The organism is Streptomyces sp. F001, from assembly GCF_004187715.1.
Taxonomy (GTDB): domain Bacteria; phylum Actinomycetota; class Actinomycetes; order Streptomycetales; family Streptomycetaceae; genus Streptomyces; species Streptomyces flavusporus.
In genome coordinates this window covers 158266-170527 of sequence record NZ_QZWF01000006.1, presented here as the reverse complement: position 1 = coordinate 170527, position 12262 = coordinate 158266, and the positions used below count along the sequence as shown (strand labels likewise).

The 12262-nt window shown below is 71.6% G+C and carries 7 protein-coding genes and 2 pseudogenes; all 9 read left to right on the top strand.

Annotated elements, in window-relative coordinates; all coding sequences use genetic code 11:
- Positions 1 to 66 precede the first annotated feature (66 nt).
- The 9 genes and pseudogenes from StrepF001_RS23640 (at position 67) to eboE (ending at position 12260) form a co-directional block, all read left to right on the top strand.
- The gene (locus tag StrepF001_RS23640; RefSeq protein WP_129800225.1) at positions 67 to 1275 is read left to right on the top strand and encodes a Gfo/Idh/MocA family oxidoreductase; all 1209 of its coding nucleotides are present in this window, start codon (positions 67 to 69) and stop codon (positions 1273 to 1275) included.
- Positions 1276 to 1293: 18 nt separating this feature from the next.
- The gene (locus StrepF001_RS23635; RefSeq protein WP_129800224.1) at positions 1294 to 2292 is read left to right on the top strand and encodes a sugar phosphate isomerase/epimerase family protein; all 999 of its coding nucleotides are present in this window, start codon (positions 1294 to 1296) and stop codon (positions 2290 to 2292) included.
- A 265-nt stretch (positions 2293 to 2557) separates the two neighbouring features.
- On the top strand, positions 2558 to 6280 hold the full coding sequence (locus StrepF001_RS23630) for a ThuA domain-containing protein (RefSeq protein WP_129800223.1): 3723 nt from the start codon (positions 2558 to 2560) through the stop codon (positions 6278 to 6280).
- A gap of 84 nt (positions 6281 to 6364) precedes the next feature.
- Positions 6365 to 7478: pseudogene (locus tag StrepF001_RS23625) on the top strand (inositol-3-phosphate synthase); the annotation flags it as partial.
- 64 nt (positions 7479 to 7542) lie between these two features.
- Positions 7543 to 8499, top strand: a complete 957-nt coding sequence (locus StrepF001_RS23620) for an SCO3242 family prenyltransferase (protein WP_240797650.1) — start codon at positions 7543 to 7545, stop codon at positions 8497 to 8499.
- Positions 8496 to 9386: pseudogene (locus StrepF001_RS23615) on the top strand (sugar phosphate isomerase/epimerase family protein); the annotation flags it as partial. The gene StrepF001_RS23620 and the pseudogene StrepF001_RS23615, both read left to right, overlap by 4 nt.
- A gap of 160 nt (positions 9387 to 9546) precedes the next feature.
- Entirely contained in the window at positions 9547 to 10251 is a 705-nt protein-coding gene (locus tag StrepF001_RS23610; RefSeq protein WP_165396345.1) for an EboA domain-containing protein, read from the top strand.
- Entirely contained in the window at positions 10251 to 11099 is an 849-nt protein-coding gene (locus StrepF001_RS23605) for a TatD family hydrolase (RefSeq protein ID WP_129800221.1), read from the top strand. Before StrepF001_RS23610 ends, StrepF001_RS23605 begins: the two co-directional genes overlap by 1 nt.
- A gap of 3 nt (positions 11100 to 11102) precedes the next feature.
- The gene (gene eboE, locus StrepF001_RS23600; RefSeq protein ID WP_129800220.1) at positions 11103 to 12260 is read left to right on the top strand and encodes a metabolite traffic protein EboE; all 1158 of its coding nucleotides are present in this window, start codon (positions 11103 to 11105) and stop codon (positions 12258 to 12260) included.
- Positions 12261 to 12262 lie beyond the last annotated feature (2 nt).

The following is a 12262-nucleotide window of genomic DNA, read 5'->3' as shown; positions in this document are numbered from 1 at the left end:
GGAAGACAGGCCCTGAGGTCGGGCCCCCACCCCCCACCGCGCCACGACGACGAGGAGGACATCCGTATGGCACAGCCGCAAACGTCCGAAGGGGCCGAGTCCGAGAAGCCTCCGCTGCGCATCGGCATGGTCGGCTACGCCTTCATGGGCGCCGCCCACTCCCAGGGCTGGCGCACCGTGGGCCGCGTCTTCGACCTGCCCCGGCGCCCGGTGCTGGCCGCGATCTGCGGGCGGGACGCGACCGCCGTGCGGGCGGCGGCCGACCGGCACGGCTGGGCGGCGGCCGAGACCGAGTGGCGTGCCCTGATCGCCCGCGACGACGTCGACCTGGTCGACATCTGCACCCCCGGCGACAGCCATGCCGAGATCGCCCTGGCCGCGCTCGCCGCCGGCAAGCACGTCCTGTGCGAGAAGCCCCTCGCGAACACCGTCGAGGAGGCCGAGACGATGGCGGCCGCCGCCGAAACCGCGTACGAGCGCGGCCAGTTGGCGATGGTCGGCTTCAACTACCGCCGCCTGCCCGCCACCGCGCTGGCCCGCCGGATGGTCGCCGAGGGCCGGATCGGCACCCTGCGGCACGTCCGTGTGACGTACCTCCAGGACTGGCTGGTCGACCCGCAGGCCCCGCTGACCTGGCGGCTGCGCAAGGAACTGGCCGGCTCCGGCTCGCTCGGCGACCTCGGGGCGCACATCGTCGACCTGGCGCAGTACCTGGCGGGCGAGCAGCTGGCCGGGGTCTCCGCGCTCACCGAGACGTTCGTGCGGGAGCGCCCACTGCCGGGCGGCTCCGCGCGAGGCCTGTCCGCGGTCACGGCCGCCGGCACCGGACAGGTGACCGTCGACGACGCCGCCGTGTTCACCGCCCGCTTCGCCTCCGGTGCGCTCGCCTCCTTCGAGGCCACCCGGTACGCCACCGGCCGCAAGAACGCCCTGCGCATCGAACTCAACGGCGAACGAGGCTCGTTGGCCTTCGACCTGGAGCGGCTCAACGAGCTCTGGTACCACGACGGCACCGAACCCGACGTACACGCCGGCTTCCGCCGCATCCTCGTCACCGAGCCCGACCACCCCTACCTGGAGGCCTGGTGGCCGCCGGGCCACGGCCTCGGCTACGAGCACAGCTTCGTCCACCAGGCCCGCGACCTGGTCCACGCCGTCGCCGAGGGCCGCCGGCCCGAACCCTCCTTCGCCGACGGGCTCCAGGTGCAGCGCGTCCTCGCGGCGGTGGAGGAGAGCGCCCAGAAGAACTCCGTCTACACACCGATAGCGGTCTGATATCGAGGAGCCCCTGACATGCCCCGCACCTTCACGCTCTTCACCGGCCAGTGGGCCGACCTGCCGCTCGAGGAGGTCTGCCGCCTCGCCCGTGACTTCGGCTACGACGGACTGGAACTCGCCTGCTGGGGCGACCACTTCGAGGTCGACAAGGCGCTGGCCGACCCCGCGTACCTCGATTCCCGGCATGCACTGCTGGACAAGTACGGCCTGAAATGCTGGGCCATCTCCAACCACCTGGTCGGCCAGGCCGTCTGCGACGCCATCATCGACGAACGCCACCAGGCCATCCTGCCCGCCCGCATCTGGGGCGACGGCGACGCCGAGGGCGTACGGCAGCGGGCCGCCGCCGAGATCGCCGACACCGCGCGCGCCGCGGCCGCGTTCGGCGTCGACACCGTCATCGGCTTCACCGGCTCCGCCATCTGGCACCTGGTCGCGATGTTCCCGCCCGCCCCCGAGTCGATGATCGAACGCGGCTACGAGGACTTCGCCGAGCGCTGGAACCCGATCCTGGACGTCTTCGACGCCGAGGGCGTGCGGTTCGCCCACGAGGTGCACCCCAGCGAGATCGCGTACGACTACTGGACGACGCAGCGGGCGCTGGAGGCGGTAGACCACCGTCCCGCCTTCGGGCTGAACTTCGACCCCTCGCACTTCGTCTGGCAGGACCTCGACCCGGTCGGCTTCCTGTGGGACTTCCGCGACCGGATCTACCACGTCGACTGCAAGGAGGCCCGCAAGCGCCTCGACGGGCGCAACGGCAGGCTCGGCTCCCACCTGCCGTGGGGCGACCCGCGCCGCGGCTGGGACTTCGTCTCCGCCGGACACGGGGACGTCCCCTGGGAGGACGTCTTCCGGATGCTGCGCTCCATCGACTACCAGGGCCCCATCTCGGTCGAGTGGGAGGACGCCGGCATGGACCGGCTCCAGGGCGCCCCCGAGGCGCTGACCCGCCTCAAGGCGTTCGACTTCGAACCGCCGAGCGCGTCCTTCGACGCGGCGTTCAACAGCTGAACCACACACACGACGGCAGGTCGGGGACGGAGGCCGGAACAACCGCCGGCCCCCCCCTCCGACCTGCTCGGATCCCGCTTTGTCCTGCGATGGGAGAAAGTTCGACCAACCCTGACGCAAGGGGTTTTCGCCCCGGACGGACACGGTTACCGTCCCTGAAGTGTTCAGGACACACACACCTCCGGGGTGACGGCGCACCCCGGCGCCCGCACCGCACGTCTTCGCACCCATCCCGTACGGCCCACCCCGTTCCCGGAGGGACTTCGTGCACAGAACCAGACTCAGAAGCACCCGCACCCCGAGGCGTCCCAGGCTTCGCACCAGCCTCGCCCTGCTCACCGGCCTGCTCCTGGCCGTGGGCGCCCCGGCGACCGTCGCCGGCGCCCACCCCGGCCACCCGGAACACGACGAACCGGCCGCCGCCGAGGGGCAGTTCCAGCAGGTACCGCTGGCCAAGGGCGAACCCGAGATGGGCGAGCCCATGTCGCTCGCCGTACTGCCGGACCGCAGCGTCCTGCACACCTCGCGCGACGGCACGCTGCGCCTCACCGACCAGGGCGGCGTCACCAAGGTCGCCGGCAAGATCCCCGTCTACACCCATGACGAGGAGGGCCTGCAGGGCGTCGGCGTCGACCCGGACTTCAAGAACAACCGGGCGATCTACCTCTACTACGCCCCGCCGCTCGACACCCCCACCGGGGACGCCCCGGAGACCGGCACCGCCGAGGACTTCAAGAAGTTCGACGGCGTCAACCGCCTCTCCCGCTTCGTCCTGAACCCCAACGGCACGCTGGACATGGCCAGCGAGAAGAAGGTCCTGGACGTCGCGGCGTCCCGCGGCCTGTGCTGCCACGTCGGCGGCGACATCGACTTCGACGCGCAGGGCAACCTCTACCTGTCGACCGGTGACGACACCAACCCCTTCGCCTCCGACGGCTACACGCCGATCGACGACCGCGAGGGCCGCAACCCCGCCTTCGACGCCCGCCGCAGCTCCGGCAACACCAACGACCTGCGCGGCAAGATCCTCCGTATCAAGGTCGCCGAGGACGGCTCGTACACCGTCCCTGAGGGCAACCTCTTCGCCCCGGGCACGGAGAAGACCCGTCCCGAGATCTACGCGATGGGCTTCCGCAACCCGTTCCGGATGAGCGTCGACAAGCCCACCGGCACCGTGTACGTGGGCGACTACGGGCCCGACGCCGGCGCAGCCGACCCGAAGCGGGGGCCGGCCGGACAGGTCGAGTTCGCCAAGGTCACCAAGGCCGCCAACTTCGGCTGGCCGTTCTGCACGGGCAACAACGACGCATACCTCGACTACGACTTCGCCACCAAGGAGTCCGGCGAGAAGTTCGACTGCAACGCGCCGAAGAACACCTCGCCGTACAACACCGGCCTCACCGACCTGCCGCCTGCCCAGGCCGCCTGGATTCCGTACGACGGCGGTTCCGTGCCCGAGTTCGGCTCCGGCTCCGAGTCCCCGATGGCCGGCCCGGTCTACCGCTACGACGCCGGCCTCGACTCCAAGGTGAAGTTCCCTGAGGCGTACGACGGCGACTTCTTCGCGGGTGAGTTCGGCCGCCGCTGGATCAAGCGGATCGAGCAGAACGAGGACGGCTCCGTCGCGAAGATCAACGACTTCCCGTGGACCGGCACCCAGATCATGGACATGGAGTTCGGCCCCGACGGCGCGCTCTACGTCCTCGACTACGGTGTCTCGTGGTTCCAGGGCGACGAGCACTCCGCGCTGTACCGGATCGAGAACGCCGAGGACGGCTTCTCTCCGATCGCCGAGGTGAGCGCGGACAAGACATCCGGCGCGGCCGGCCTGAAGGTCGCCTTCACCGGCTCCGCCAAGGACGCCGACTCGCCCGACCTCACCTACAGCTGGGACTTCGGCGACGGCACCAAGGGCGAGGGCCTCAACCCCACCCACAGGTACAAGAAGGCCGGCACCTACACCGCGACCTTCACCGCGAAGGACCCCGAGGGCAACACCGGCAACGCCAGCGCCCGGATCGTGGTCGGCAACACCGAGCCCAAGGTGAGGATCGACGTCCCGGGCAACGGCACCCTGGCCGAATTCGGCAAGCCCGTGCCGTTCAAGGTGACCGTCACCGACCCCGAGGAGACGATCGACTGCTCCAAGGTCAAGGTCGTCTACAGCCTCGGCCACGACTCCCACGCCCACGAGCTGACCAGCGAGATGGGCTGCGAGGGCACCCTGAAGCCGCCCGCCGGTGACGGCGGTCACGACCCCAACGCCAACATCTACGGCGTCGTCGGCGCCAGCTACACCGACGGCGGGGCGAACGGCCAGGAGGCCCTGACCGGCACCGCCCGCACCGTGCTCCAGCCGCTGCACCGACAGGGCGAGCACTTCACCAAGCAGCAGGGCATATCGGTCATCGACAAGACCGGCGCCAACGGAGGCAAGACCGTCGGCGACATCCACGACGGCGACTGGATCTCCTTCAGCCCCTACCGGTTCGACGGGCAGAAGAAGATGACCGTGCGGGCCTCCTCCGGCGGCGCGGGCGGCTTCATCGAGCTGCGCACCGGCTCGCCCGACGGGCCGCTGCACGGCTCGGCCTACATCCCGCCGACCGGCGGCTGGGAGACGTTCCAGAACGTCGACGTGCCGCTGCGGTCGCTGCCGGGGCGCACCACGGAGATCTACCTGGTCTTCAAGGGTGGCGAGGGCGCGCTGTACGACGTGGACGACTTCGAGTTCTCCACCGAGCCGTTCAAGGGCGGCAAGAAGGTCCTGGTCTTCTCCAAGACCGCCGGCTTCCGGCACGACTCCATCCCGGCCGGCATCGCAGCCCTGAAGGAGCTCGGCGCTCCGGCCGGCATCACGGTCGACGCGACCGAGGAGGCCGGACAGTTCACCACGGCCAACCTCGCCAAGTACGACGCGGTGGCCTTCCTGTCCACCACCGGTGACGTCCTCAACGCCGACCAGCAGACGGCGTTCGAGAACTACGTCAAGAACGGCGGCGGCTACATGGGCATCCACGCCGCCGCCGACACCGAGTACGACTGGGAGTTCTACGGCGGCCTCGTCGGCGCCTACTTCGCGTCGCACCCGGCCATCCAGAAGGCCACCGTCCGCGTCGAGGACCACGACCACCCCTCCACCGCGCACCTGGGCGACGCCTGGGAGCGCACCGACGAGTGGTACAACTACCGCACCAACCCGCGTGAGCAGGCCAAGGTCCTCGCCACCCTGGACGAGACGACCTACCAGGGCGGCACCATGAAGGGCGACCACCCGATCGCCTGGTGCCAGAGCTACGGCGGCGGCCGCTCCTTCTACACCGGCGGCGGCCACACCAAGGAGTCCTACGCCGAGGAGGCCTTCCGCGCCCATCTGCTCGGCGGCCTGCAGTACGCCACCGGCCAGGTCAAGGCCGACTGCAAGCCGAGCAAGGACTACCGGAAGATCTTCAACGGCCAGACCCTGGACGGCTGGAAGCAGGCCGGCCCCGGCACGTTCGACGTCAAGGACGGCACGCTGGAGTCCAACGGCGGCATGGGTCTGCTCTGGTACCAGGCCAAGGAGCTGAAGTCGTACTCCCTCAAGCTCGACTGGAAGATGCAGGGCGACGACAACTCCGGGATCTTCGTGGGCTTCCCGGCCTCCGACGACCCCTGGTCCGCGGTGAACAAGGGCTACGAGATCCAGATCGACGCCACGGACGCGCCGGACCGCACCACGGGCTCCGTCTACTCGTTCAAGTCGGCGAACATCAAGGCCCGTGACCAGGTCCTGCGGCCGCCCGGCCAGTGGAACTCCTACGAGATCAAGGTCCAGGGGGAACGCCTCCAGGTGTTCCTCAACGGAGTCAAGATCAACGACTTCGCCAACAAGGACCCTCAGCGGAGCCTGACCGACGGTTACATCGGCCTGCAGAACCACGGCGCCGACGACCAGGTCGCCTTCCGCAACATCCAGTTGAAGGAACTGCCCGTCACGGGCGACTGAACGGCGGCGGGCGGGGGACGCCGGACCCCCGCCCGCCGTCTCCGTCCCTCCCACCGGGGTTCGCGCACGATCAGGAGGCTGCCCATGTCCGCGTCCCTCTCCCGACCGCGTGTGGGGGTGTGGCTGATCGGAGCCCGAGGCTCCGTCGCCACCACCGTCGTCACGGGGTGCGCCGCCGTCAGCGCGGGACTGCACCCGCCCACCGGCATGGTGACCGAGACCCCAGCGTTCACCGACAGCGGCCTGCCCGCGCTGTCCGACCTCGTCTTCGGCGGCCATGACACCGTCGACTGCCCGCTGCCCAAACGTGCCGAGACCCTGACCGCCGGCGGCGTCCTCCCACCGGGCGTCGCCACCGCCGTCGCCGCCGAACTCGCCGCTGTCGACCGGGAGATCAGGCCCGGCGGCCCCACGCCGGGGGATGCCAGGAGCGAGGCCGAACTGATCACGGCCTTCGCCGACGACATACGCGACTTCGTGCACCGCCATGAACTGGAGCGGGCCGTGGTGGTGAACGTCGCCTCCACCGAACCTGCCTCCCAGGGGCCCGACGCCCCGCTGCCGGCCAGCACCCTGTACGCGCTGGCGGCCCTGCGCGCGGGCTGCCCCTACGTCAACTTCACCCCGTCCGAGGGCATGCATCACCCCGTCGCCGCCCGTGCGGCCGAGCGGAGCGGCCTGCCGTACGCCGGCCGGGACGGCAAGACCGGACAGACGCTGCTGCGGGCCGTGCTGGGCCCGATGTTCGCGCAGCGGGCGCTGAACGTACGGGCCTGGTCCGGCACCAACCTGCTCGGCGGCGGCGACGGCGCGGCCCTCGCCGACCCCGCCGCCGCAGCGGCGAAGAACGCCGGCAAGGAACGCGTCCTCGCCGACACCCTCGGCACCGTTCCCGAGGGTGAGGTCCACATCGACGACGTCCCCGCGCTCGGCGACTGGAAGACCGCCTGGGACCACATCGCCTTCGACGGTTTCCTCGGCACCCGCATGATCCTCCAGACCATCTGGCAGGGCTGCGATTCCGCCCTCGCGGCCCCCCTCGTCCTGGACCTGGCCCGCCTGACCGCCCGCGCCCACGAGACCGGCCTCTCCGGCCCACTGACCGACCTGGGCTTCTTCTTCAAGGACCGGTGGGGCCGGGCCCGCCGCATTGGGGGAGCAGCACACGGCGCTGGTTGCATTCGGAGAGCGGCTGCGGGGGCCGGGGCGGGGGAGCACATCGGTGACGCGGCGTCGGGAGAGCGGTCGTGAGCCGCCGGCGTGTGGGGGCAGAGGACGTCGACGGGAGAGAGGCGGCTCGGCGAGCGACGCGTCGACGCGCCTGGGCAGAACTGCTCCGCCTTCCCGCCCTGTTCACCGTCCCCGGCGACGCGCTCACCGGTGCGGCCGCGACCGGCGTGCGCCCCAACTCCCGCACTCTGCTCGCCATCGGCTCCTCCGTCTGTCTCTACGAGGCGGGAATGGCTCTCAACGACTGGGCGGACCGTGAGGAGGACGCCGCCGAACGCCCGCACCGTCCCCTTCCCTCCGGTCGCATCCGCCCGGCCTCCGCCCTCACGGCGGCCTGCGCCCTCACCGCCGCCGGACTGGCCCTCGCGGCCCGCGCCGGCCGGCCCGCCCTCACCGTCGCCACGCCCCTCGCGGCCACCGTCTGGGCCTACGACCTCGCCCTGAAGCACACTCCGGCCGGCCCGGTCGCCATGGCCGCCGCCCGCGGTCTCGACCTCCTCCTCGGAGCCGCAGCCACGACCGGGCGTACCCGCGAGGCGCTCTCGTCCGCCGCACTCCTCGGCACCCACACCCTCGCGGTCACCACCGTGTCCCGCCGGGAGACGCAGGGCGGCTCGACCCTGCCACCCCTGGCGGCGCTCGCCACGACGGCCCTCCTCACTCGCCTGGTGACACGCTCCTCCCCACTCCCGACAGGCCAACCGGACGCGACCGGCCGCGCTGCCGCCGCCGTGCGGCCCTCGGGCGACGGCGCCCTGCGTACCGCCCTCGCCGTCGCCTACGCCGCGACCGCCGCCCGCCCCTACACCCACGCCGCCCTCAACCCCTCACCCCCGCTCACCCAACGAGCCGTCGGCGGCGGCGTCCGCGCCACCATCCCTCTCCAGGCCGCCCTCTCCGCCCGCGCCGGAGCCGGTCTCACCGCCGTCGTCATTGCCGCACTGGCCCCGATCGGCCGGAAGTACGCGAGGAAGGTGAGCGTCACATGAGTCTCAATCCTTTCCCGTCGGCACCGGACCGCAGGAAACCCATCCCCTCGCATCACCCCCTCCGCTTCGGCTACGGCACCAACGGCCTGGCCGACCTCCGTCTCGACGACGCCCTCACCCTGCTGGCCGACCTGGGCTACGACGGCGTCGGGCTGACCCTCGACCACATGCACCTCGACCCGCTCGCCCCCGACGTGGCCTCCCGCACCCGCCGAGTCGCGCAGCGCCTCGGCACGCTCGGGCTGACCGCCACCGTGGAAACGGGCGCCCGCTATGTGCTCGACCCGCGCCGCAAACACGGCCCCTCCTTGCTGGACCCCGACCCCGACGACCGGGCCCGCCGGGTCGACCTGCTGCTCCGCGCCGTCCGGGTCGCCGCCGACCTCGACGCCCACGCCGTGCACTGCTTCAGCGGGACCGTCCCGGTCGGCACGGACGAGGACACGGCGTGGAAACGCCTCGCCGAGAGCCTCGCCCCCGTACTGGACGCCGCAACCGCCGCCGGTATCCCGCTCGCCGTCGAGCCCGAACCGGGCCACCTCCTCGCCACCCTCGCCGACTTCCACCACCTCCGTCGGCTGCTGGGCGAGCCTGCCGCTCTCGGTCTCACCCTCGACATCGGCCACTGCCAGTGCCTCGAACCCCTTTCTCCGGCCGACTGCGTCCGCACGGCGGCCCCCTGGCTGCGGCACGTCCAGATCGAGGACATGCGCCGCGGTATCCATGAACACCTTCCTTTCGGGGACGGGGACATCGACTTCCCGCCCGTCCTCGAAGCCCTCGCCGCAACCGGCTATCAGGGCCTGACGGTCGTCGAACTGCCCCGCCACTCCCACGCGGGCCCCCACTTCGCCGAACGCTCCCTCCCGTTCCTCCGCAACGCAGCGCCGACCCGGCCCGGCACGGCTGCCCCGCAGGCCATGTCGTCCTCCACCGCACACCCCGACGCCACACCGCCGAACACCACGCCACCAACGGGCCAGTCCCCCCCCACTGCGCCCGTCGCACCACCTGGCGAGCCCTTCGCCACCCCAGAAGGAGCACCCCATGACACGCCACCACGCCACCCCGGCCACCCGGCGGCGAGAACCAAGGACACCACCCCGCCCGCACCCTCCCGAAACCCTCCACACCCAGCTCAGCACCCACCTCTCCGCATCCGCTCGTGCCTGGCTCGAGCGAGCCCTCACCGAGGCCGCCGCACACCCCGGCACGCACGGCCCGATCTCCGTCTGGGAACTACGCCTTGCCGAGGCGGGCCGTCGCTGCGGCGACGAGCACGCCGACGCCGCCCGCGTCCTGATCCTGCACGCCGCCCGAGCCGACCCGGCCGCACTCACCCGCGTCTACCGTCAGGGAACCGCCGCGGAACGCCGCGCCGTCCTGCACGCACTGCCCCACCTCGTGCCCGGCCCGGACGCTCTCCCGCTGATCGAGGACGCCCTGCGGACCAATGACACCCGCCTCCTCGCCGCCGCCGTCGGCCCCTACGCGGCCCGGCACCTCGCCCCGCACAACTGGCGTCACGCCGTGCTGAAGTGCCTCTTCACCGGCGTGCCCATCGACGAGCTGGCCGACCTGGAACGCCGCGCAGGCGCCGACGCCGAACTCGCCCGCATGCTCGGCGACTACGCCGCCGAACGCACCGCAGCGGGCCGTCCCGTACCGGAGGACCTGCACCGCGTCCTGGCCCTGACCGAGTCCGCGCCGCCGGCGCACGGCTCGGACACCCCCCACGGCAAGGAGTCCTGATGCGCATCTTCGACCCCCACATCCACATGACGTCCAGGACCACCGACGACTACCAGGCCATGCACGCCGCGGGTGTCCGCGCGCTCGTCGAGCCCTCCTTCTGGCTCGGCCAGCCCCGCACCTCGCCCGCCACCTTCCTCGACTACTTCGACTCCCTCCTGGGCTGGGAACCCTTCCGCGCCGCCCAGTACGGCATCGCCCACCACTGCACTCTCGCCCTGAACCCCAAGGAGGCGAACGACCCGCGCTGTGTCCCCGTCCTCGACGAACTGCCCCGGTATCTCGTCAAGGACCAGGTCGTGGCCGTCGGCGAGATCGGCTACGACTCGATGACCCCCGCCGAGGACACCGCGCTCGCCGCCCAGCTCCAGCTCGCCGCCGACCACGAGCTGCCCGCGCTCGTGCACACCCCGCATCGCGACAAGCTCGCCGGGCTGCGCCGCACCCTCGACGTCGTCCGGGAGTCGGCGCTCTCCCCGGACCGGGTCCTGCTCGACCACCTCAACGAGACCACCGTCAAGGAGGCCAGGGACAGCGGCTGCTGGCTGGGCTTCTCCGTCTATCCGGACACCAAGATGGACGAGGAGCGGATGGTCGCCATCCTCCGTGCCTACGGCCCCGAGCAGGTCCTGGTGAACTCGGCCGCCGACTGGGGCCGCAGCGACCCCCTGAAGACCCGCAAGGTCGGCGATCTGATGCTGGCCGAGGGCTTCACGGAGGACGACGTCGACCAGGTGCTGTGGCGCAACCCCGTCGCCTTCTACGGGCTCAGCGGCCGTCTGCATCTGGACGTGGCCGCGACCGATGTCACCCATGAGGGCAACTCCATCCTGCGCGGAGGGGAGTGAGCGATGCGCTTCCGCCACCCCGACGGCTCCACGGTCCACCTCGCCTACTGCACCAACGTCCACCCCGCGGAAACCCTCGAGGGGGTCCTCGCCCAGCTGCGCGACCACTGCGAACCCGTCCGCCGCCGCCTCGGCCGCGACCGCCTCGGCATCGGCCTGTGGCTCGCCAGGGACGCCGCCCACGCCCTGGTCACCGACCCGTCCGCGCTGCGCGCCCTGCGCACCGACCTGGACCGGCGCGGCCTGGAAGTCGTCACCCTCAACGGCTTCCCCTACGAGGGGTTCGGCGCGGAGGAGGTCAAGTACCGCGTCTACAAGCCGGACTGGACCGACCCCGAGCGCCTCGACCACACCACGGCCCTGGCCCGGCTGCTCGCCGGCCTGCTCCCCGACGACGTCACCGAGGGCAGCATCTCCACCCTCCCGCTCGCCTGGCGCACCCGGCGGGCCGAGTCGGCCCACTCCGCCCTGCGTACTCTCGGTGAACGCCTCGACGCACTGCAGGAACTGACCGGACGGTCCATCCGCGTCGGTCTGGAACCGGAACCCGGATGTCTCATAGAGACCACCGGCGACGCCATAGCCCCGCTGACCGCCATCGCCCACGAACGTATCGGCGTGTGCGTGGACACGTGCCACCTCGCCACCTCCTTCGAAGACCCCGGCACCGCCCTGGACGCCCTCACCCGAGCCGGCGTCCCCATCGTCAAAACCCAGCTCTCTGCCGCCCTGCACGCCCAACACCCCCATCTCCCCGAAGTGCGCGAGGCCCTCGCCGCGTTCGACGAGCCCCGCTTCCTGCACCAGACCCGTACCGCCACCGCCGCGGGCCTGCGAGGCACGGACGATCTCGGCGAGGCCCTGAAGGGCGAGGTCCTTCCCGACGGCGCCCCCTGGCGCGCCCACTTCCACGTCCCGCTGCACGCCCCGCCCGCCGCACCGCTCACCTCCACACTCGACGTCCTGAAGACGGCGCTGGCCGGGCTCGTCGGCGGTCCGCGCCCGCTCACCCGCCATCTCGAGGTCGAGACCTACACCTGGCAGGCCCTCCCGCCGGAGCAGCGGCCCCGGGCCCGGGCCCAGCTGGCCGACGGCATCGCCGCCGAACTCACCCTGGCTCGCGACCTGTTGACGGACCTCGGACTGAAGGAGCTCCCCTGAGC